The organism is Streptomyces sp. NBC_00102 (assembly GCF_026343115.1).
Lineage (GTDB): Bacteria > Actinomycetota > Actinomycetes > Streptomycetales > Streptomycetaceae > Streptomyces.
This window is the reverse complement of sequence record NZ_JAPEMC010000001.1, coordinates 701483-723098: the sequence shown is the minus strand read 5'-3', so window position 1 is coordinate 723098 and position 21616 is coordinate 701483. Positions and strand designations below refer to the sequence as shown.

The window sequence follows — 21616 nt, the reverse complement described above, 5'->3', positions numbered from 1 at the left end:
GCGGTCCCGTCATCAATGCATGCGCGGAGCGATCCCCGGAGCGTGGGTGTGCCGCCCCGGCCAGGAAACCACGGATTCCTGTGGAGGGGCGGCCGAACGGGCCGACGGGCGGGCGGGCCCGGCGGCCCCTCAGGAGTGCAGCGCCGACAGGAGCCGCTGGAGCGCCCCGCGCAGCCCCCACCGCTCGGCCAGTTCCGAGAGGGCCACCGGGTCGCGCGCCTCGCGGGGGAGTACCGGGTCGAACTCGGGCAGCGGCACGTCTCCGGCGACCCGTACCACCTTCGGCGCGACCGCGACGTACTCCCGGGCCTCGTCCAGCCGTCGGCGCTGCGAGGGGGTCAGCTTCGCCTTCGTGTCGTCCACCGCCGCCATGATCCCGGCGAGGTCCCCGAAGGCGTCGAGCAGCTTCGCGGCCGTCTTCTCGCCGATGCCCGGGACACCGGGGAGGCCGTCGCTGGGGTCGCCGCGGAGCAGGGCCAGGTCGACGTAACCACGGCCGTCCACGCCGTACTTCTCGCGCAGCACCGCCTCGTCCGTCACCTGGAGCGTGCCGACGCCCTTGAGCGGGTACAGCACGCGCACCCCGCGTGCGTCGTCCACCAGCTGGTAGAGATCCCGGTCGCCGGTGACGATGTCCACCGGGCCGGTCGCCAGGCCGGTGAGCGTGCCGATGACGTCGTCCGCCTCGTACGGGGAGACGCCCACGCGGGCGATGCCCACCGCGTCGAGCACCGCCTCGATCACCGGGACCTGCGGGGCGAGGGTGTCCGGGGTCTCCTCCACGTCCGCCAGGCCCGCCGGAGTCTCCTCGGCCACCCGGTGCGCCTTGTACGTGGGGATCAGGTCCACCCGCCAGGCGGGCCGCCAGTCCGCGTCCATGCAGGCCACCAGGTCGTCGGGGTGGTGGTCCTGGACCAGCCTGCCGATGAAGTCCAGCAGGCCGCGCACGGCGTTGACCGGAGTGCCGTCCGGTGCGCGCACCGAGTCCGGCACGCCGAAGTAGGCGCGGTAGTACAGGGAGGCGGTGTCGAGGAGCATCAGGCGTCGCGTCACCCCCCGATCATGCCCCACGGCACCGACACCGGCCGGGGTCGGCGTCGGGCCGTCCCGCGATTCCCGAGGGGTGCGTGAAGTGACCCGGGTCACATAGGTGTTTGCTCCGGATAAGCGGGGGCAGGCGCGGCACCGGAGCGGAGCACGTCCAAAGTTCAACTTGTGTACGTGCCATGCGGGCAGATTCCGTGCCGCTCCACGGTCCGCCGACGGGGGTGGCGGACCGTTTCCGGTTCAACCCGCGAGGTGTATGTGTCAAGGCTGCAGGCCGAACACCTGTACAAGGTATTCGGCAGACGACCCGATCAGGCCGTGGAGAAACTCGAAGCCGGCGCGAGCCGTGACGAGCTGCGCGCCGACGGAACGACCGCAGCGGTGATCGACGCGTCGTTCACCGTGGAACCGGGACAGATCTTCGTCGTGATGGGTCTCTCTGGCTCCGGCAAGTCCACGCTCCTGCGGATGCTCAACGGACTGCTGGACCCCACAGCCGGAAGCGTGCTGTTCGACGGCCAGGACCTGACCTCCCTGAGCCCGCGCGAGCTTCGCCACGTCCGCTCGTCCAGGATCAGCATGGTCTTCCAGCACTTCGCGCTCTTCCCGCACCGCAGTGTGCTGGAGAACGCCGCGTACGGCCTGGAAGTACAGGGCGTCGCCAAGGCCGAGCGCGAGAAGCGCGCCGCCGAGGCGCTGGAGCTGACCGGGCTCGGCGGCTGGGAGAACTCCTGGCCCGACGAACTCTCGGGCGGCATGCAGCAGCGCGTCGGGCTGGCCCGCGCACTGGCCACCGACGCCGACCTGCTGCTGATGGACGAGTCCTTCAGCGCGCTGGACCCGCTGATCCGCCGCGACATGCAGGACCAGCTCCTGGAGCTCCAGAAGCGGCTGAAGAAGACCATCGTCTTCATCACCCACGACCTCAACGAGGCCATGCGCCTCGGCGACAGCATCGCGGTGATGCGCAACGGCGAGATCGTCCAGCTCGGCACCGCCGAGGACATCCTCGTCACCCCGGCCAACGACTACGTCGCCTCCTTCACCCAGGACGTCGACCGCGCCCGGGTGCTGACCGCCGGCGCCATCATGGCCGAACCGCACACCGCGATGGGCTCCACGACGGAGGACGGCACCGAACTGCGCACCCCGCAGGACGTGCTGGACGCGGCTCCCGCCACCGTCGCCGAGTCCACGCCGATCATCGAGCTCTTCACCCCGTGCGCGACGAGCGCCACCCCGGTCGCCGTGACCGACGAACGGGGCAGGCTCACGGGGGTCGTCCCGCGCGAGCGGCTCCTCGCCGTGCTGGGCGAACCGATGAAGCCCACCGCGCCGATGCCAGCCGCCGAGGCCCCCGGGGCTCCGGTGAACGCCGGGTCGGATACCGCAGAGGGCACCGGGGCCGACGACCTCACCGGGAAGAAGGTGGCCAGTGTTTAGGCTCCCTCTCGGCGAATGGGTCAACTCCGCGGTCGACTGGCTGCAAGTCCATCTCGCCTGGCTCTTCGACGCCATCAGCTCGATCGTCAGCGGCATGTTCGACGGCATCGCGGCCGTCCTCTCCGCCCCCGCACCGCTGCTCTTCGCGGGCATCGTCGCCGTCATCGCCTGGTGGCTGCGCGGACTGCCCGCGGGCGTCCTCGCGTTCGTCGGATTCGCCCTCATCGACTCCGTCGAGCTGTGGGACGAGGCGATGGACACCCTCACCCTGGTGCTCGTCGCCACCATCGTCACGCTGGTCCTGGCCGTCCCGCTCGGCATCTGGGCCTCCCGGTCCAAGAGCGTCAGCGCGGTGACCCGGCCGGTGCTGGACTTCATGCAGACCATGCCCGCCATGGTCTACCTGATCCCCGGCGTGATCTTCTTCGGCGTCGGTGTCGTCCCCGGCATCATCGCCACCATCATCTTCGCGCTGCCCCCGGGCGTCCGGATGACCGAACTCGGCATCCGCCAGGTCGACGGCGAACTCGTCGAGGCGGCCGAGGCGTTCGGCACCACCTCCCGCAACACCCTGCTGCGCGTGCAGCTGCCGCTCGCGCTGCCCACGATCATGGCGGGCATCAACCAGGTCATCATGCTGGGCCTGTCCATGGTGGTCATCGCGGGCATGGTCGGCGGCGGCGGCCTCGGCGGCTCCGTCTACCGCGCCATCGGCAACGTCGACGTGGGCCTCGGCTTCGAGGCGGGCATCTCCATCGTCATCCTCGCCATGTACCTGGACCGGATGACGGGCGCGCTCGGGCGCGAGGTCTCCCCGCTGGGCCGCCGGGCGCTCGCCAAGGCCAAGGCCCTGGCCGGTGGCCCGAAGCTCTGGAACTACCGCCCGCAGGGCGCCGTCGCGCTCACCGGAGTGGTGATCCTCGCCCTCGTCGCCGGCGGCATGGGCGTCTTCGGCGGCGGCGGTTCCTCCGCCACCGCCGCGTCCTCCTCGTCCGTCGGCGCGGGCAAGAAGATCAGCATGGGGTACATCCCCTGGGACGAGGGCATCGCCTCCACGTACCTGTGGAAGGAGCTGCTGGAGCGTCAGGGCTTCGAGGTCGACGTCAAGCAGTACGAGGCCGGAGCGCTGTACACCGGCATGGCCAACGGCCAGATCGACTTCGAGACCGACTCCTGGCTGCCCGTCACCCACGCCAGCTACTGGAAGAAGTACCAGGACCGCCTGGACGACATGGGTTCCTGGTACGGTCCCACCTCGCTGGAGCTGGCCGTCCCCAGTTACGTGAAGGACGTCAAGACGCTCGACGACCTCAAGGGCAAGGGCGCCTCGTTCAAGAACCGGATCGTCGGCATCGAGCCGAGTGCCGGTGAGTCGGCCCTGCTGAAGGACAAGATCCTGCCGGGCTACGGCCTGGACGGCGAGTACAAGGTGGTCGACGGCTCCACGCCCTCGATGCTGGCCGAGCTGAAGCGCGCGTACGCCAAGAAGGAACCGATCGTCGTTCCGCTCTGGTCGCCGCACTGGGCCTACGACACCTACGACCTGACGAAGCTCAAGGACACCAAGAACCTCTGGGGCAAGGGCGACGGCATCCACACCCTCTCCCGCAAGGGCTTCGCGGCCGACAACCCCGAGGCCGCGTCCTGGCTGAAGAACTTCAAGATGAGCGAGAAGCAGCTCACCAGCCTCGAAGCCGAGATCCAGAAGGCCGGCGCGGGCAAGGAGCAGGACGCCGTCCGTACCTGGCTGAAGGCCAACCCGGACGCAGCCGCGAAGTGGACCCCGGTGGCGAAGCAGGCGAAGGCCACCGGCGGCAAGGACGAGCGCGACCGCGCGCTGAACGTCGCCTGGTTCCCGTGGGAGGAGGACATCGCCGCCACCTACCTGTGGAAGGCGGTCCTGGAGCAGCGCGGCTACACCATCAACCTCAAGCAGTTCGAGGTCGGACCGATGTACGCGGCGATGTCGCGCGGCCAGATCGACGTCCAGTTCGACGGCTGGCTGCCGTACACGCAGGCGAACTACTGGAAGAAGTACCAGAACGACCTGACCGACGTCGGCTCCTGGTACGGCCCCACCTCCATCGAGATCGCGGTGCCGTCCTACGTCAAGGACGTGAAGACGCTCGCCGACCTCAAGGGCAAGTCCTCGCAGTTCAAGGGGCGCATCGTCGGCATCGAGCCCGGCACCGCCACCATGGAGAACCTGAAGAACGACGTGCTGCCGGCCTACGGGCTGGACAAGGAGTACGAGGTCGTCGACTCCTCCACCCCCGGCATGCTCGCCGAGCTGAAGCGGGCGTACGCGAAGAAGGAGCCGATCGCCGTCGTGCTCTGGACCCCGCACTGGGCCTACGACCAGTACGACCTCACCAAGCTGCAGGACCCCAAGAAGGGCTTCGGCACCGGTGACCGGCTGCACACGGTCGCGAGCAAGGAGTTCCCGCAGAAGTACCCGCGGCTCGCGAAGTGGTTCAAGGACTTCAAGCTGAGCGAGGACCAGCTCGCCGGACTGGAGAACGGCATCGCCAAGGCCGGTACCGGTCACGAGGAGCAGGCCGTGAAGTCCTGGATGGACGCCCATCCGGGAATCGTGGACGCGATGGCGCCGCAGTAACGGCCCGGAGCAGATTCGCGCAGGTCAGGGGTGGTCACCGCCGAAGGGCGAGGACCACCCCCCGCGCGTTTTTGGAAGTTCTCCTCGGGGAGGGAATCGCGCAACCATGTGCGTAAGGTGCTGGCAGCCGGGAGGATGGCCGGGCGGGAGGGAGCGGACATGGGCGAGAAGGACGAGAAGGAAGCACTGCGGGTGGGCGCCGCCGTGCGCCGGCGTCGAAGAACCCTGGGACTCACGCTGGCCGCCGTGGCCGCGCGCAGCGGCCTCTCGGTGCCCTTCCTCAGCCAGATCGAGAACGAGCGCGCACGGCCCAGCGCCCAGTCGCTGACCCGGGTCGCCGAGGCCCTGGAGACCACCACCGCCAAGCTGCGCGATGCCGCCGACTCGGCGCGCGCGGTGGACGTGGTGCGCGGCGGCGACGAGGACGGTGCCCGTCGGCTGGTGCGCGGACGTCACCAGCTCAACGCCCTGGAGTTCATCGGGGAGCAGGACCTCGGCCGTGAGTTCCAGCACCGCAACGACGAGCTCATGTACGTCGCGGAGGGAGCCGTCGAGGTGGAGGCGGAGGGCCAGGCCTACCGCCTGGACCGCGGCGACACGCTCTTCCTCTCCGGCGGGGTCCGCCACCGCTGGCGGGCCACCCTCCCCGGCACCCGGCTGCTGGTCGTCGCGGTGGCCGAGCACATCGACGCCACCTACGACTCCCGCCGCTGAAGGGGACCGGAGCTACGGCACCGCTCTCAGGCCGTACGGACGGCGGCCGGACGGACCGGCGGCGCGAGCAGGGTGCCGCCGAGCAGCCCGCGTACGGTGCGTGTCCCGGCCACCGCCCACGCGGCCACCAGGCAGACGAACAGCGCCTCGGCCAGCCAGCCGAAGGCGTGCAGACCGGTGTGGCGGGCCAGACCGGCCGCCCCGGTCACGCAGGTGCCGACCGGGAAGGTGAAACCCCACCACGTCATCGCGAAGCCCATCCCGTTCCGCGCGGCGCGCACGGTCAGGGCCACCGAGAGGGCCAGCCAGAGCAGGGCGAAGCCCATGACCGGCACTCCGTAGAGCACCGCCAGCGCCCCGAGCCCGCTCGCGTACGGGGCGCCGACCGTGCCGGGCGCCACGTCGGCCAGCTGGTTCACCGCGGTGGTCGACTGACCGAGCGGCCCCAGCACCAGGAAGAGGGTCGGCGTCAGCGCGAGGGGCAGCGGCCCGTGGTGCAGCAGCCGCGCCAGGACGAGGGGGAGTACGGCGAGGGTCGCCAGCACCGTCAGCCCGAACATCGCGTAGCAACCCAGCAGCAACGCCTCACGGCCCTGGCCCGCGGGGAGTTTCTGGATCAGCAGCGGGCCTACCGAGGCCGAGACCAGGGGCGGGACCAGCGGCAGCAGCCACGCGGGGGCGGCGCTGCCGGCCTCGATGCGGTGGCGCACCACCATCAGGTACGGCACGGTCACCGCGACGACCAGCCCCAGCAGCGAGCCCGCCGAGTACAGCACCACGTCCACCACCAGCGCGGCCCGCTCGCCCAGCACGGGCGTACCGGCCACCATCGTGGCCCCGCCGACCGAGAGCAGCGCCATCGGCAGACAGCCGAGGAACGGGGCGACCGCCGGGTCCAGCAGATGGGCCCTGGCCTGGTCCCGGTGGTGGCGCCAGTGCCCGGCCCTGGCCGTGAGCACGGCCACCAGCAGGACGGCGGAGAGCGCCCAGACGACGGTGCACGCGCCCCGCAGCCCGGGGACGTCCACCGGAAGAGCCTCACCCGCGCTCGCCAGGATCGCGGTGCCCATCACCGTCGCGTACCAGTTCGGGCCGAAGGCGCGCAGCGCCGGCCGCTTCGGTGCGGCGGGAGCCGCCGCGTCGGGACGTGTGATCGGCGGCCGGATCAGGGTCCGCTCATGGATGGCCATTACACGATTCTCTGCCGCACTCACCGCCCCCACCAGGCACTTCGTGTCTATGAGGTCATAAGCTGACGTTATGCCCCATGTCGCCGACGACCCCGCCCGCATACCCCTGTCCCACCGTGTGCCCGACCTCGGGGCGCTGGAGCTGCTGCTCTCCGTCGCCCGCCACGGAAGTCTGGGCCGGGCGGCCAAGGAGCTCGGCATCAGCCAGCCCGCCGCCTCCAGCCGGGTCCGCACGATGGAACGGCAGCTCGGCGTCGCCCTGCTGGACCGCTCGCCGCGCGGCTCCACGCTCACCGACGCGGGCGCCCTGGTCACCGACTGGGCCCGCCGGATCGTCGAGGCGGCCGAGGCCTTCGACGCGGGCGCCCAGGCGCTGCGGGACCGGCGGGACTCCCGGCTGCGGGTCGCGGCCAGCATGACGATCGCCGAGTACCTCCTGCCGGGCTGGCTGATCGCGCTGCGTGCCGAACGCCCCGGTACCGCCGTCTCGCTGCTCGCCGGGAACTCCGAACAGGTGGCCCGCCGGCTCCTCCTCGGCGAGGCCGACCTCGGATTCGTGGAGGGCCTCACCACCCCGGACGGGCTCGACGGCACCGTCGTCGCCCACGACCGCCTGGTGGTCGTCGTCGCCCCCGTCCACCCCTGGGCCCGCCGCCGCACCCTGCTGACCCCGCGGGAACTCGCCGCGACCCCGCTGATCCTCCGCGAGCGGGGCTCCGGAACCCGCCAGGTCCTGGACGCGGCCCTCGCCGGCCACGGCGGGCTGGCCCAGCCCCTGCTGGAGCTCTCCTCCACGACCGCCGTGAAGAGCGCGGCCGAGAGCGGCGCGGGGCCCTGCGTCCTGAGCGAACTCGCCCTCGGCGAGGAGCTCTCCGCCCGCCGCCTCGTCCCCGTCCAGCTCACCGGCGTACGCCTGCGGCGCCAGCTCCGGGCCGTCTGGCCCACCGGACACCGCCCCGCCGGACCCGCCCGCGACCTGCTCTCGCTGACGGCGCGGACGGGGTGAGAACTCCCCACCTTCCGGGCGGCGGAGACCGGTAGGGTCGCTCGTCATGAGTCAGAGCGGTTCCCAGGCTGCGGCGTTCTTCCGGGACGTCCGCCGGAGCGGCGTGGTCTGGATCGTCCGGGACGACGACGGATACGCGTCCCGCCTCTCCACGGACGGCAGGGGGATCTTCCCCTTCTGGTCGACGCCGGCCCGCGCCACGAGGGCGGCGACGATCTGGGGCAACGGGCTCCGGGCCGGGTCCATGCCCCTGGTCTTCTGGCGCGACCACGAACTGCCCGACCTCGCCCGGGAGGGATGCCGGATCGGCATCAACTGGAGCGGGCCGCACCTCGTCGGCTGGGACTTCACCCCTGCCGAAGTCCTCAACCGGCTGGCGGCTGCGGACCGACCGGGCGCCGAGCTGGGGCCGGACACGGCCTGAAGCGAGCAGGTGTCCGAGCGGGGGCGCTGGGGACCCGGGCCCTGCCATGGATGATTGCCGGGTGCTGGTGAGGACGGAAGCGGTGCGGCAGATTCCCGGCGGGGCCGTGGCGGTCCGGGTGCGCTCGGAGGTGGGCGGCGCCGTCGCGCTCTGGTGCGGGGACCCGACGGACGTGGGCCGCGAGCACCACGTGGAGTGGACGGTCGACGACGACGTGACCTGGGGCGGTAACACCCTGCCGGCGGCCGTTCCCTCGCCCGCGTTGAGCGAGGACGGCGGTCAGGTCGTCTTCCGGGGCCGTCTCGCTCTCCCGGGCGACGGCGGGGCGGTGCTGGAAGTGGGCGACGCGCAGATCCTGTTCGACGTCGCCGGTCCGCCGCCCCCGGTCGCGGCCGACGGGGGCTGGGTCGAGATCCGAGTGGAGCGCGACAGCGTCAGCCTGTATCCCTATGCGCCGTGACGGACCTGAGGGGCCCCGGCCGCAGGTGGCAGCTCCGGTGCGCTGCCCGGCTCCTCCCCGCTCAGCGCCACCCCCGAGAGCCCGAGCCGCATCGCGCCCTCGGCGAGTGAGGCGATCGTGCGCGCGGCCGCCCGGTAGCCGAGTCCGGCCGGCGGGTGGATGTTGGAGACGCAGTTGCGCTCAGCGTCCCGCCGCCCGGTCCGGGGCGCGTACGTCAGATAGACGCCCAGGCTGTCGGCGGCGCTGAGCCCGGGGCGTTCGCCGATCAGCACGAGCACCAGCCGGGCGCCCACCCGTTCCCCGATCTCGTCCCCGAGCGCCACCCGCGCCTGGGAGGCGAGCACCACCGGAACGGACCCGCGGCCGCCGCCCCCGGGTCCGGCGAGGAGCGGGACCAGTTCGTCAAGGAGCGGCAGCGCGTGGCGCTGGACGGCCGTGGCGGAGAGCCCGTCCGCGATCACCACCAGCGTTCCGCCGCCGGGCAGCCCCGCCAGGCGCGGCCCGTCCTCCGGGTGCAGCCGCCGGCCGAGGTCGGGGCGGCGCAGATAGGCCGCCCGGTCCGGGACGGCGCTGCGCACCTCGGCGACCGGATGGCCCGTCAGCCCCGGCCGCAGGGCCGCGAAGTCCACCGGCTGGTGCACCGCGTCCCGCGCCTGGGCGTGCGCCGCCTGGAACTCCAGCAGATGGCGCAGCGGCAGCCCGTGGCCCGTCCGCCCCAGCCCCACCCGGGCCGGGGTGTGCCGTCGCAGCGGCTCCCAGAGGTCCGCTCTCCCGCTCTCCTCCGGCACGCTCACGCTTCCCCGATCATCGCGGCGAGACCGGCGGCCAGCGGGCTGTGCGCGACGGGCGCCACCATCCGGCCCTCGGAGTCGTACATCCCCATCCGCTCCAGCCACGCCTCGAACTCCGGCGCCGGACGCAGCCCGAGCACCGACCGTACGTACAACGCGTCGTGGAAGGAGGTGGACTGGTAGTTCAGCATCACGTCGTCCGAGCCCGGGACGCCCATCACGAAGGTGCAGCCCGCCACGCCCAGCAGCGTGAGCAGGTTGTCCATGTCGTCCTGGTCGGCCTCGGCGTGGTTGGTGTAGCAGACGTCCACGCCCATCGGCAGACCGAGCAGCTTGCCGCAGAAGTGGTCCTCCAGGCCCGCCCGGATGATCTGCTTGCCGTCGTAGAGGTACTCCGGGCCGATGAAACCGACCACCGTGTTGACCAGCAGCGGACGGAACCGGCGCGCCACGGCGTAGGCGCGGGCCTCCAGCGTCTGCTGGTCGACGCCGTGGTGGGCGTCGGCGGAGAGCGCGCTGCCCTGGCCGGTCTCGAAGTACATGACGTTGTCGCCGAGTTCGCCCCGGCCCAGCGAGAGCCCGGCGTCGTGCGCCTCCGCGAGCAGGGCCAGATCGATGCCGAACGCGCGGTTGGTGGCCTCGGTCCCGGCGACGGACTGGAAGACCAGGTCCACCGGTGCGCCCCGCTCGATCGCCTGGATCGTCCGGGTGACATGGGTGAGTACGCAGGTCTGCGTCGGGATCGCGTACCGCTGCCGGATCTCGTCCGTCAGCCGCAGCAGATCCGTCACCGCGGCCAGGGAGTCGGACGCCGGGTTGATGCCGATGACCGCGTCCCCGCAGCCGTACAGCAGACCGTCGAGCACCGAGGCGGCGACGCCCCGGGGATCGTCCGTGGGGTGGTTCGGCTGGAGACGCACCGAGAGCCGCCCCGGCAGCCCGATCGTGTTCCGGAACCGGGTGACGACCGTGCACGCCCGGGCGACCTGGACCAGGTCCTGGTTGCGCATCAGCTTGCTCACCGCGGCGGCCATCTCCGGGGTGATCCCAGGCACCAGCGCGGCGAGCGCCCCGGGAGTCGCCCGGTAGGAGAGCAGCCAGTCGCGGAACTCGCCGACCGTCATCCCCGCGACGGGCGCGAACGCCCCGGCGTCGTGGGTGTCGACGATCAGCCGGGTGACCTCGTCGTCCTCGTAGGGCACCACCGGGTCGTCGAGGAACGCGCGCAGTTCCACCTCGGCCAGCGCGATCCGGGCCGCCGTCCGCTCCGTGTCGCTCCGCGCGGCGACCCCCGCGAGCTCGTCGCCCGAACGCGCCGGACCGGCCCGCCCCAGCAACTCCCGCAAGCCGTCGAACCGGAAACCGGCCACCCCGACGGAGGCCGTGTACTGGGGCATGGCCGCACTCCTTCACCCGACAGGCGCTGGGACGCCGAGCCTGCCACACAGTGGACCGTCCTCAGAGGAAGGTCTGCCCCTCGCCCCGGTACGTCGGTACGGTCGCGGTGATCCGGTCGCCCTCGATCAGCTGCAACGCGTCGAACCGCTCGCACAGTTCGCCCGCCTTCGCGTGCCGGAACCACACCTTGTCGCCGATCAGCAGATCGTCGGCGGCCGACCCCAGCAGCGGCGTCTGGACCTCGCCCGGCCCCTCCTGGGGGTCGTAGCGCAGCCCGTGCGGCAGATACGGGACGGGGAGCCGGTCCGCGCCCGCCGCGCCCGACGCCGGATAGCCGCCGCCGAGCACCGTCACCACGCCCACCCCGGGCCTGCGGACGACGGGCTGCGCGAAGAGCGCCGCCGGACGCCCGGTGAACGACGTGTAGTTGTCGAAGAGCCGGGGGACGTACAGCCCCGAACCGGCCGCGATCTCCGTCACCGCGGACTCGGCGGCGGTGTGCTGCACGCTGCCGGTGCCGCCACCGTTCACGAACTCCAGGTCCGGCGCCACCGTACGCACCGCGCGGACCACCTCGGCGCGGCGCACCACCAGTTCCCGGCGGGCCGTCGCCTGCATCAGCCGGATCGCCCGCGACCGCAGCGGACGCCCGGAGACCGCGTCCCCGACCCCCGCGATGTGCCCCTCGTACGCCATCAGGCCCACCAGGCGGAAGCCCGGACGCCGCGCCACCGACCGTGCGAGATCGGCGAGTTGGGCGGGGGAGCGCAGCGGTGAACGGAGCGCGCCGACCCGCACCCGGCCGCCCAGCAGACGCAGCGAGGTGTCCAGCTCCAGGGCGACCCGGATCTCCTCGGTGCCGCCCGCGCGGGAGGCGTCGATCAGCTCCAGTTGAGCCGGGTCGTCCACCATCACCGTCACCGAGGCGGCGAGCTTCGGATCGGCCGCCAGCTCGGCGTAGGCCGAACGGTCGGCGGACGGGTAGGCGAGCAGTACGTCGTCGAAGCCCGCCCGGGCGAGCCAGAGCGACTCCGCCAGGGTGAAGGACATGATCCCCGCGAACCCGGGCCGGGCCAGCACCCGTTCCAGCAGGGCCCGGCAGCGGACGGACTTGCTCGCCACCCGGATCGGCTTCCCGGCGGCGCGGGCGACGAGGTCGTCCGCGTTGGCGTCGAAGGCCTCCAGGTCGACCACCGCCAGCGGTGCGTCGAGATGGGCGGTGGCCCGGTCGTAACGGGCCCGGTCGGTGGCGCGCGCAGTCATGTCGGCAGCTTGCCAGAGAGGCATACCCATCGGTAAGGGCCTGCGGGGGAATCGCTGTTCCGCGTCCGGGCCGCGCGGCGGACCCGGCACCGGGAGCGCCGCCCCCGGAACGGACGGTACGGACACGGGCCCGGACGGACCCGTTCCCCGCGGTCCGCCCTCAGCCCGTAGAGTGACCGGCACGCGGCGGCCGACGGGCTCTGCCCGGACGCGTGTTCCGCGAGCGGTACGCGAGGTGAACCAGGGGGACGGATGAGTACCGAGGCGCAGCACGCTCCCGTGCCGCCCCGCCCACCGGCCCCGCCCGGCGCCCCGGAGGTCCCGCCGGTTCCCCCCGCGCCTCCCGCTGAGGCCCCGTCTCCCGCTGAGGCCCAGTCTCCCGTCGAGCCCGCGCCTCCCGCTGTGTCTCCCGCGCAGGGCCCCGCGCAGGCCGCCCCCGCATCTGTGGTGCCCGCGCAGGGCCCCGCGCCCACCGCCTCCACCGGGCGGATCACCTCCGAGACCACCAGGCGCCTGCGCCCGCCGGCTCCTCCCGCGCCGGCTCCTCCCGCGCCGGCTCCTCCCGCGCCGGCTCCTCCCGCGCCGGCTCCTCCCGCGCCGGCGGTACCGCCGTCCGCCGCGCCGCCGTCCGTACCCGCACCGGCCGAGACCACCGCCCGGCTGCGGCCGATCCCGGCAGGTCCGCCGCACCCCGCACCCCATGCCCCGGTGACCCCGCCCCCGGCATCTCCCGCCCGGCCCCCGGCCTTCCCGCCCGCCGCAGCTCAACCCCTCGCAGCTCAACCCCCCGCTGCCCGGCCTCCCTTGAGCCCGCAGCCCCCCGTCGGGCCGCCGCCCGCCGCCCGGCGCAGGCCCGTCGGAGCGGTGGACCTCACCCCGCCGCCCGGCGCCCCGCCGGCCCCGTACGGGGTGCGGCACCCCGGCGCGTACCCCGTACCGCCGCGCTACGGCTTCCCCGAGACGCCGATGGAGACGACGACCCGGCTGCGGCCGGTCCGGCCGGAGCCCCGGCAGCGGGCCAGGACCGTCGCCGCGGCCGCCTGCGTCGTGCTCGGGCTGGGCCTGATCGGTGGCGCGGCGGCCGGGGCCTGGCTCACCGGCGACGCCTCCGCCTCCTCCGGCGAGGACACCTCCTGGTCCACCGCCCGCAGCGCCTGGCACAGCCTCCCCGTCGACACGCTCTTCCCCCGCACCCTCCAGGGCAAGGGGACGGGGCCCGGTGGCGCCGACCGGGTCTGGACGCGGCTCGGGGTGGCCGCCGACGGCGACTGCGCCGAGGCGCTCGACCCGCTGCTGGTGCGCGCGCTCGGCCCGGTCGGCTGCGTACGCGTGGTCCGCGCCACCTACACCGACGCGACCAGCTCCGCCGTCACCACCGTCGGCATGGTCTTCACCGAGGCGGACGCCACCGCGATGCGGGCGCTCGGCACCCGGTTCACCGAGCAGAAGCTCGGAGAGCGCAAGGACCTGATGCCCCGTACGTACCCCGTGAGGGGAACCGCCGCCGAGGGGTTCGGGGCCGCCCAGCGCGCCAGCTGGACGACGCACGTACTCACCGAGGTGCCGGTACTCGTGTACGCGGTCTCCGGATTCGCCGACGGGCGGGCCGTCCACGATCCGCAGCCCGCCGCCCGGGCCATGGCCAAGGGCGCCACCACCCCGGTCGCCGAGGCGGGCCTGGGCAACGACGCCGAGGGAGTGGCCGACGGGGTGGAGCGCGCCCTGCGCGCGACGCTCGCCGACCTGACGGAGGAGAAGCCGCGATGAGCACCCGTCACCCGGCCGCCCGCTTCCCGGCCGCCCGTCACCCGGCCGCCCGTTTCCCCGCCGTCCGGTCCGGGGCCTCCCGGATTCTCGCAGCCACGTGCGCGGCCGGTCTGCTCGCGCTGCTGCCCGCCACCCCCGCGCGGGCCGACGCCATCCGCGACCAGCAGTGGGCCCTCGCGGCCCTCCACACCGACCAGGCCTGGCGGACGACCAAGGGCAAGGGCGTCACCGTCGCGGTGCTCGACACCGGCGTCGACGACACCCACCCCGACCTGGCCGGCGGGGTACTTCCCGGCAAGGACCTCATCGGGTTCGGAGCCGGCCCCGGCGACAAGGCATGGGCCCTGCACGGCACCGCCATGGCCGGCATCATCGCCGGGCACGGCAACGGTCCCGGCCAGAGCGACGGCGTCCTCGGCGTCGCGCCCGAGGCGAAGATCCTGCCGGTCCGGGTGATCCTCGAATCCGCCGACGGCTCCCGGGCGAAAGCGCGCACGTCCCGGGGCACCGCCCTCTCCGACGGCATCCGCTGGGCCGCCGACCACGGCGCCGACGTCATCAACCTCTCGCTGGGCGACGACAGCAAGTCCGCCCACGCGGACGCCTCGGAGGACAACGCCATCCAGTACGCCCTCGCCAAGGGCGTCTCCGTCGTCGCCTCGGCGGGCAACAGCGGAGAGAAAGGCGACAGCACCTCCTACCCCGCGGCCTACCCCGGTGTCATCGCCGTCGCCGCCGTCGACAAGTACGGCACCCATGCCTCCTTCTCCACCCGGCACTGGTACGCCACCGTCAGCGCGCCCGGCGTCGACATCGTCGTCGCCAACCCGGACCGGCACTACTACATCGAGTGGGGCACCTCGGCCGCCGCCGCTTTCGTCTCCGGAGCCGTCGCCCTGGTCCGCGCCGCCCACCCCGAGCTCACCCCGGCGCAGATCAAGGCGCTCCTCGCGAAGACGGCCCGCGACGCTCCGGCCGGCGGCCGGGACGACACCCACGGCTACGGCATCGTCGACCCGGTGGCGGCCATCGCGGCGGGCGAGGGCGCGGCCCTCGCGGACGGCAAGGCCGCCGCCGGGTACGGCAAGAAGTACTTCGGCTCCGGCCCCGACCCCGCGACCGGCGACGGCGGACCGGCCGCCTGGACCGCCCCGGCCGCCGGTGTGGCGGGCGTGCTGTTCCTGGGGGGCGCGGTCGTGCTGTGGCGGGGCAGGAGCCGCCCGGTCTCCAGATTCGGCTGACCGCGCCCCGTACCGGCCCTCCGCGTGGAAGCCGAAAAGCCGCGAAGCCCATAAGCCGCGAAGCCCATAAGCCGCGAGGCCGCAACGTCGCAAGGCCGAAAAGCCGCGAGGCCGCAACGTCGCAAGGCGCAAGGCGCAAGCCCGCAACGCCGCCCGCCGCGGCCGCCGCCCGCCGCCCGCCGCGGCCCGTCCGGTCAGCCCGCCGCGGCGACCGCTCCCACCGCGGCCTTCGCCGCCGCCTCGACCACGGTGACGCCCGCCTGCTGGGTGGCGTGCCCGTCGCTGAGCACGGCCACCAGATAGCTGCTGCCGCCCGACTCGACCCGCCCCACGCTGTTGATGTCCCACAGCCCGGTGGTGGTCCGGGGCATCCAGCCGTTCTTCAGCAGCGCGCCGGTGCCCGCGGCGGACACGCCCCACCGTTGGTCGGCCTCGACCTGGCCCATCAGCTGCTGTACGTACGCCCGGGACTCGGCCGACAACGGGCTGCTCGCGTCCTCGCCTTCGGCGAAGACCGCCTCCAGCAGCCGCACCTGGTCGGCCGCCGTGGTCAGGGTCAGCCCCCAGGCGTGGGAGGCGGTGGTACCGGTCAGCCCCAGGCGCTCGTTCGCCGCGTCGAGCGCGCTCTCGCCGCCGACCACCTGGAGCAGCCGGGTCGCCGAGGCGTTGTCGCTGTTCCCGATCATGGCGGCCGCCGAGGCCCGCTCGCCGGCGGTCAGCTCCCGGCCCTCGTCCTGCGCGGTCAGCAGCAGAGCGGCCAGGATGTCCACCTTCACGATGCTGGCGGTGTCGAAGGTCTGCCCGGCGGTGCTCTCGTACCCGCCGGCCGCGCCGCTCTCCGTGTCGAGCACGGCCACCGAGAGCCGCGCGTCCCCGGCCACCGGCCGGACGGCCGCCGCCACAGCTGCGTCGTAGTCCACTTCGGGCTCCTCGCTCGGCGTCGCGGAAGGTGTACCGTCCCCGGCGGACGGAGCCCGCGACGAGGCCGAGGCTACCGAGGCCACGGGGTCGTCCGCGCCGTTCGCCGAGTGGCTCGTCAGATAGGCGCCGCCCGCCGCCGTACCGGCCAGCACGACGAGCGCGGTCACCGAGGCGGACATCACTGACCTGCGTATTCTCAGTCGGGGCATGGCCGCACGCTAGGAACCGCGTCTGAGAAGAGCCTGTGGCGAACCTGTCGTCCCGGTGAGAAAACGGACCCACTACGCTCGCCCTGTGGAGCTCAAGAACATTCCGGACCCCGGTTTCTCCGACGACGACGGCACCGCCGCCCCCGAGCTGACGGCGGCGCTCACCGCCTGGTCGAAGTCGAAGGACCGGTCGGCCGTCGGTCCGGTGCTCGCCGCCCTCCGGGGCGCCCGGCTCCTGGTGCCCGTCGTCGCCGTCCTCGGCGAGGTCGAGGAGGACGAGAACGGGCTGCGCCGCGAGAAGACCAGCGACATGGCCGTCCCCACCCTCAAGGCGGGGAACCGGCGCGCGCTGCCGGCCTTCACCTCCACCGCCTCGCTGGCGCTCTGGGACCCCGAGGCCCGGCCCGTCGCCGTACCCCTGCACCAGGCGCTGCAGGCCGCCGCCCACGAGAAGGCGGACACGGTCGTGCTGGATCTCGCCGGGCCCGTCGCCTTCGAAATCTCCGGCTCCGCCCTGCGTGCTCTCGCCGAGGGCCGGTCCAGCGCCGACCCGCTGGACGACCCCGCAGTCGTCACGGCCGTACGGGACGTCGTCGCGGCCGAACCCGCCGTGCTCCGCGCCCACCTGGGCCCCGGGAGCGCCGACGGCACCCTCGCGCTCGTCCTCGCCCCGGACGCGGTCCCCGCGGAGGCGGCCCGGCGGGTGGCCTCCGCGCTGTCGGCCAGCGAGGTGCTGCGCGCCCGGCTGGTACGCGGCCTCGACCTCGCCCTGCTGCCGGCCGGCGCGCCCGCCCCCGGCGAAGCGCTCTTCACCCGCTGACCGCACCTCAGGCCGGGGCATGGTCCGCCCCGGTAGCCGCGTCGCCACCTGAACGGCTCAACGCGCGCGTCCGTCACTCCGCATCGAAACTGGGCGAAGCGAACTAAACCGGACGAACATCGCGAGGTGGTTGTATGCAAACGCGGACGGTTGTCTCGGAGTTTCTGGGGACGCTGCTCCTGGTGTTCTTCGCCGTCGGCTCCGCGGTGCTCGCCGTCGACTTCATCGGGACGGTGGGCATCGCCCTCGCCTTCGGCTTCACGCTGCTCGCGCTGGCCTACGCACTCGGTCCGATCTCCGGCTGCCACGTGAACCCCGCGGTGACCCTCGGCATGCTGATGGCCCGGCGCATCGACGTCCGTACCGCGGTCACCTACTGGGTCGCCCAGTTCACGGGCGGCATCGCCGGTGCGGCGCTGCTCTTCCTGCTGGCGAAGCAGGTTCCGGGACTCCAGACGCACGGCAAGTTCGGCAGCAACGGCTACGGCGACCGCTCGGAAGTCCACCTCAGCCCGGGCGGGGCCTTCCTCGCCGAGGTGGTGCTGACCTTCCTGCTGGTCTTCGTCGTGCTCGCGGTGACCCACAAGGTCGCGGTGATCGGCTTCGACGGCCTCCCCATCGGCCTGTCGCTGGCGGTGATCCACCTGGTGGGCATCCCGCTGACCGGCACGTCGGTCAACCCCGCCCGCAGTCTGGGGCCCGCCCTCTTCGCCGGCGGCCCCGCCCTCTCGCAGCTCTGGCTCTTCATCGTGGCGCCACTCGTGGGTGGCGTCATCGCGGCGCTCGCCCACCGGCTGACCCACCCGGTCTCGGTGCGCGACGCCGAGGCGGGCGACGTTCCGGCCGACGAGGCGGGGACGGCCTGAGCGACGACCGCCACGCGGTGCGGAGAGCGCGCCGGACAGCACGGAGCCCGCCGTCCCCGGAAGGGGCGGCGGGCTCCGTGCCGTATTACGCCGTTTTGCTGAGGCCGTCTAGCCGTAGACGGGGCCGGTGTACTTCTCGCCCGGGCCGGTGCCCGGCTCGTCCGGTACGAGCGAGGCCTCGCGGAAGGCGAGCTGGAGCGACTTCAGCCCGTCGCGCAGCGGCGAGGCGTGGAAGGTGCTGATCTCGGTCGTGCTGGCGTCCAGCAGGCCGGCGAGGGCGTGCACGAGCTTGCGGGCCTCGTCGAGGTCCTTGTGCTCCTCGCCCTCCTCGGTCAGGCCGAGCTTCACGGCGGCGGCGCTCATCAGGTTGACCGCGACGGTCACGATCACCTCGACGGCGGGGACCTCCGCGATGTCGCGGGCCATTTCGTCGAAGCCGGGGTTCTCGGTGCTGGGGGCGTCACTCATGTCCCACACGATACGGCGGGTCCCGGGCGTCCCCGCGCGCGGGAGCCGGGCGACCGGGCGACCGGGCGGCCGGGTGCTTCCGATTTACGTTCTCGTCCGGTGGCTGCTAACCTTGTGTAACGACCGGCCGGACACCTATGTGCTCGGCCCACAAGTGGAGGCTCCGATCTCCCACCTGTTCGCCCTCAGGGCGACGGGTCACCGGTCAGGCGGCCACCATCGTTCCGTACGGACGATGGAGCCGTCCGATGCGCCCCGCGGGATTCCACGCGGCGGTGTTCCGGTATTTCCAGGAGCCCCGCCTGTGTTCCCGTCCGGGGCATTTTTCATATCCCGGCGCGGTTGGTCTTGTCGAAAACAGACGTTACGTGGCTGTCTGCCAGGCAGTCGCGTGGTGCTACCTAGGAGGATCCATCAGCGCCGAGCCCCGCATCAACGACAGGATTCGCGTTCCCGAGGTGCGACTTGTCGGACCCAGCGGCGAGCAGGTCGGGATTGTTCCGCTTGCCAAGGCCCTGGAGCTCGCACAGGAGTACGACCTCGACCTGGTCGAGGTGGCGGCGACTGCCCGTCCGCCCGTGTGCAAGCTCATGGACTACGGGAAGTTCAAGTACGAGTCGGCCATGAAGGCCCGTGAGGCGCGCAAGAACCAGGCGCACACGGTCATCAAGGAGATGAAGCTCCGGCCGAAGATCGACCCGCACGACTATGACACCAAGAAGGGTCACGTCGTCCGGTTCCTGAAGCAGGGCGACAAGGTCAAGATCACGATCATGTTCCGTGGTCGTGAGCAGTCCCGCCCGGAGCTCGGCTTCCGCCTGCTCCAGCGTCTCGCTTCGGACGTCGAGGAACTCGGCTTCATCGAGTCCAACCCCAAGCAGGACGGCCGGAACATGATCATGGTTCTGGGCCCGCACAAGAAGAAGACCGAAGCCATGGCGGAGGCCCGCGAGGCGCAGGCCGCCCGCAAGGCCGAGCGTCAGGGCACCGCCCAGGACACCGAGTCCGAGGGTGAGCCCGAGGTTCAGGCCGAGGCACCCGCCGAGGCTCCTGCCGAGGCTTCGGCCGAGACACCTTCCGAGGCGTGACCTCGGGGCCGCCATCCAGGCGGCCCCCGGTCCTCCCGGAATCCACAGAGATCTGACGCCCCTGATCGCGCGGTGCCCGCACCGTGAGGGGCGCCACTGACGAGGAGATAACGGCGCGATGCCGAAGAACAAGACGCACAGCGGTACCAGCAAGCGCTTCAAGATCACCGGCTCCGGCAAGGTGCTCCGCGAGAAGGCGGGCAAGCGCCACCTCCTGGAGCACAAGTCGTCCAAGAAGACCCGCTCGCTGACCGGCACGGTCGTCGTGGCTCCGGCCGACGCCAAGAAGATCAAGAAGCTTCTCGGCAAGTGAGGTCAGGCCCCCGGTGAACCCGGGAGGCCGACCTCGATCGAACCGGGACCAATTCGTTTCCGGGCTGGGTGCGTCGAAATCGTGAACACCAGCCCCGCTGCAAGGAGTTAAAAGTGGCACGCGTCAAGCGGGCAGTAAACGCCCACAAGAAGCGCCGGGCGATCCTCGAGGCCGCCAGCGGTTACCGCGGTCAGCGTTCGCGCCTGTACCGCAAGGCCAAGGAGCAGGTCACCCACTCCCTGGTCTACAACTACAACGACCGCAAGAAGCGCAAGGGCGACTTCCGTCAGCTCTGGATCCAGCGCATCAACGCCGCTGCCCGCCAGAACGGCATGACGTACAACCGCCTCATCCAGGGTCTGAAGGCCGCCAACATCGAGGTGGACCGCAAGATCCTTGCCGAGCTCGCGGTCAACGACGCCAACGCGTTCGCCGCCCTCGTCGAGGTCGCGAAGAAGGCCCTCCCGGCCGACGTGAACGCCCCCAAGGCCGCCTGACCCAGGCGAACTTGAAGGTGCTTGACCCGGACCCGCAGGCGCTCGTCGCCTGCGGGTCCGGTGCGTCGCACGCCCTTCGGGGCGCGTGACCCCGATCCGCCGGAGACTCCCGAGGCCCCGCCGGACACCCCGAGTCCCGCCGCACGCAGAGAGGCCCGCCGCCGACCATGGGCATCCCCGAACTGATCTCCCCGCGTTCGCCCCGCGTCGCCGCCGCCCGCAGGCTGGCCAAGCGGAACTTCCGCGTCAAGGAGCGCCGGTTCATCGCCGAGGGGCCGCAGGCCGTGCGCGAGGCCGCCGTGCACCGGGGCGCCGACGGCGAACCCACGCTGATCGAGCTGTTCGCCACCGTGGAGGCCGCCGAGCGGTACACGGAGATCATCGACGCCGCCCACGCGGCCGGTGCCCGGGTGCACCTCGCCGACGCGGACGTGCTCGCCGACGTCTCCCAGACCGTCACCCCCCAGGGCCTGATCGGCGTCTGCCGCTTCCTGGACTCGCCGTTCGAGGAAATCCTCGCCGCGAAGCCCCGCCTGGTGGCCGTACTGGCGAACGTACGCGACCCCGGAAACGCCGGCACGGTGCTGCGCTGCGCCGACGCTGCGGGCGCGGACGCGGTGGTCCTCACCGACGCCTCGGTCGACCTGTACAACCCCAAGTCGGTCCGCGCCTCGGTCGGCTCGCACTTCCACCTGCCGGTCGCCATCGGCGTACCGGTGGAGCTGGCCGTACAGGGGCTGCGGGACGCCGGTGCGCGGGTGCTGGCCGCGGACGGGGCCGGCACCGCCGACCTCGACGACGAACTCGACGCCGGCACCATGGGCGGGCCCACCGCCTGGGTCTTCGGCAACGAGGCCTGGGGCCTCCCCGAGGAGACCCGCGCCCTCGCCGACGCGGTGGTGCGGGTGCCCATCCACGGCAAGGCGGAGAGCCTCAACCTCGCCACCGCCGCCGCCGTCTGCCTCTACGCCTCCGCCCGCGCCCAGCGCCCCCGTACGACCTCCTGACCCCCGCCCCGCGCGGGGTACGCGTGGCACGGGGGGCGCACGTGGCGCGCGGGATCTCCCCGCGTG

21 protein-coding genes are annotated in these 21616 nt (G+C 72.7%); 14 read left to right on the top strand and 7 right to left on the bottom strand.

Annotated features, from left to right (window positions below):
- Window positions 1-129: 129 nt before the first annotated feature.
- Window positions 130-1038: a 5'-3' exonuclease gene (locus OHA55_RS03225; RefSeq protein WP_323180465.1), complete on the bottom strand. Its 909-nt coding sequence runs from the start codon at window positions 1036-1038 to the stop codon at window positions 130-132.
- Window positions 1039-1305: 267 nt separating this feature from the next.
- On the opposite strand from OHA55_RS03225, the gene OHA55_RS03220 reads away from it, so the two are divergent.
- The 3 genes from OHA55_RS03220 (at window position 1306) to OHA55_RS03210 (ending at window position 5821) form a co-directional block, all read left to right on the top strand.
- Window positions 1306-2490 carry a glycine betaine/L-proline ABC transporter ATP-binding protein gene (locus OHA55_RS03220; protein WP_266702562.1) on the top strand — a complete coding sequence of 395 codons (1185 nt, stop codon included), beginning with the start codon at window positions 1306-1308 and terminating at the stop codon, window positions 2488-2490.
- Window positions 2483-5107 (top strand): ABC transporter permease/substrate binding protein, encoded by a 2625-nt coding sequence (locus tag OHA55_RS03215; protein WP_266702560.1) that lies wholly within the window; start codon window positions 2483-2485, stop codon window positions 5105-5107. The genes OHA55_RS03220 and OHA55_RS03215 overlap by 8 nt, the downstream gene beginning before the upstream one ends.
- A 159-nt stretch (window positions 5108-5266) precedes the next feature.
- Window positions 5267-5821, top strand: coding sequence for a helix-turn-helix domain-containing protein (locus OHA55_RS03210; RefSeq protein WP_266702559.1), 555 nt, complete (start codon window positions 5267-5269; stop codon window positions 5819-5821).
- Window positions 5822-5847: 26 nt separating this feature from the next.
- On the opposite strand, the gene OHA55_RS03205 is transcribed toward OHA55_RS03210, so the two are convergent.
- Window positions 5848-7011: a TDT family transporter gene (locus tag OHA55_RS03205; protein WP_266702558.1), complete on the bottom strand. Its 1164-nt coding sequence runs from the start codon at window positions 7009-7011 to the stop codon at window positions 5848-5850.
- A 70-nt stretch (window positions 7012-7081) separates the two neighbouring features.
- Between OHA55_RS03205 and OHA55_RS03200 the strand changes: the two genes are divergently transcribed.
- The 3 genes from OHA55_RS03200 (at window position 7082) to OHA55_RS03190 (ending at window position 8901) form a co-directional block, all read left to right on the top strand.
- Window positions 7082-8017, top strand: coding sequence for a LysR family transcriptional regulator (locus OHA55_RS03200; RefSeq protein WP_266702557.1), 936 nt, complete (start codon window positions 7082-7084; stop codon window positions 8015-8017).
- A 46-nt stretch (window positions 8018-8063) separates the two neighbouring features.
- Window positions 8064-8441 (top strand): DUF2750 domain-containing protein, encoded by a 378-nt coding sequence (locus OHA55_RS03195; RefSeq protein WP_266702556.1) that lies wholly within the window; start codon window positions 8064-8066, stop codon window positions 8439-8441.
- 82 nt (window positions 8442-8523) lie between these two features.
- Window positions 8524-8901: a hypothetical protein gene (locus OHA55_RS03190; protein WP_266702555.1), complete on the top strand. Its 378-nt coding sequence runs from the start codon at window positions 8524-8526 to the stop codon at window positions 8899-8901.
- Here OHA55_RS03190 and eutC read toward each other — a convergent pair.
- From eutC to OHA55_RS03175, 3 genes are all read right to left on the bottom strand, one after another.
- Window positions 8889-9695, bottom strand: a complete 807-nt coding sequence (gene eutC / locus OHA55_RS03185; RefSeq protein WP_266702554.1) for an ethanolamine ammonia-lyase subunit EutC — start codon at window positions 9693-9695, stop codon at window positions 8889-8891. The genes OHA55_RS03190 and eutC overlap by 13 nt on opposite strands.
- Window positions 9692-11089: an ethanolamine ammonia-lyase subunit EutB gene (locus tag OHA55_RS03180; RefSeq protein WP_266702553.1), complete on the bottom strand. Its 1398-nt coding sequence runs from the start codon at window positions 11087-11089 to the stop codon at window positions 9692-9694. The genes eutC and OHA55_RS03180 overlap by 4 nt, the downstream gene beginning before the upstream one ends.
- Before the next feature lie 61 nt (window positions 11090-11150).
- On the bottom strand, window positions 11151-12353 hold the full coding sequence (locus tag OHA55_RS03175) for an amino acid deaminase/aldolase (RefSeq protein ID WP_266702552.1): 1203 nt from the start codon (window positions 12351-12353) through the stop codon (window positions 11151-11153).
- 804 nt (window positions 12354-13157) lie between these two features.
- Here OHA55_RS03175 and OHA55_RS03170 point away from each other — a divergent pair.
- Together OHA55_RS03170 and mycP are read left to right on the top strand one after the other, a co-directional pair.
- Window positions 13158-14120 (top strand): hypothetical protein, encoded by a 963-nt coding sequence (locus tag OHA55_RS03170; RefSeq protein ID WP_266702551.1) that lies wholly within the window; start codon window positions 13158-13160, stop codon window positions 14118-14120.
- A complete protein-coding gene (gene mycP, locus OHA55_RS03165) occupies window positions 14117-15361 on the top strand; it encodes a type VII secretion-associated serine protease mycosin (protein ID WP_266702550.1) in 1245 nt (414 codons plus the stop codon). Before OHA55_RS03170 ends, mycP begins: the two co-directional genes overlap by 4 nt.
- 194 nt (window positions 15362-15555) lie before the next feature.
- Here mycP and OHA55_RS03160 read toward each other — a convergent pair whose 3' ends face one another.
- Entirely contained in the window at window positions 15556-16491 is a 936-nt protein-coding gene (locus tag OHA55_RS03160) for a serine hydrolase (protein WP_266702549.1), read from the bottom strand.
- 85 nt (window positions 16492-16576) lie between these two features.
- Between OHA55_RS03160 and OHA55_RS03155 the strand changes: the two genes are divergently transcribed.
- Both OHA55_RS03155 and OHA55_RS03150 read left to right on the top strand, forming a co-directional pair.
- The gene (locus OHA55_RS03155; RefSeq protein WP_266702548.1) at window positions 16577-17311 is read left to right on the top strand and encodes an SseB family protein; all 735 of its coding nucleotides are present in this window, start codon (window positions 16577-16579) and stop codon (window positions 17309-17311) included.
- A gap of 134 nt (window positions 17312-17445) precedes the next feature.
- The gene (locus OHA55_RS03150) at window positions 17446-18177 is read left to right on the top strand and encodes an MIP family channel protein (RefSeq protein ID WP_266702547.1); all 732 of its coding nucleotides are present in this window, start codon (window positions 17446-17448) and stop codon (window positions 18175-18177) included.
- A 108-nt stretch (window positions 18178-18285) separates the two neighbouring features.
- On the opposite strand, the gene OHA55_RS03145 is transcribed toward OHA55_RS03150, so the two are convergent.
- Entirely contained in the window at window positions 18286-18645 is a 360-nt protein-coding gene (locus OHA55_RS03145) for a DUF1844 domain-containing protein (RefSeq protein ID WP_266702546.1), read from the bottom strand.
- Between the two features lie 368 nt (window positions 18646-19013).
- Here OHA55_RS03145 and infC point away from each other — a divergent pair, with 368 nt between their 5' ends.
- The 4 genes from infC (at window position 19014) to OHA55_RS03125 (ending at window position 21550) form a co-directional block, all read left to right on the top strand.
- The gene (gene infC / locus OHA55_RS03140; protein WP_266702545.1) at window positions 19014-19733 is read left to right on the top strand and encodes a translation initiation factor IF-3; all 720 of its coding nucleotides are present in this window, start codon (window positions 19014-19016) and stop codon (window positions 19731-19733) included.
- 118 nt (window positions 19734-19851) lie between these two features.
- A complete protein-coding gene (gene rpmI / locus OHA55_RS03135) occupies window positions 19852-20046 on the top strand; it encodes a 50S ribosomal protein L35 (protein WP_266702544.1) in 195 nt (64 codons plus the stop codon).
- A 113-nt stretch (window positions 20047-20159) separates the two neighbouring features.
- Window positions 20160-20543, top strand: coding sequence for a 50S ribosomal protein L20 (rplT, locus tag OHA55_RS03130; protein WP_266702543.1), 384 nt, complete (start codon window positions 20160-20162; stop codon window positions 20541-20543).
- A gap of 167 nt (window positions 20544-20710) precedes the next feature.
- Window positions 20711-21550, top strand: coding sequence for an RNA methyltransferase (locus tag OHA55_RS03125; protein WP_266702542.1), 840 nt, complete (start codon window positions 20711-20713; stop codon window positions 21548-21550).
- Window positions 21551-21616: the final 66 nt, after the last annotated feature.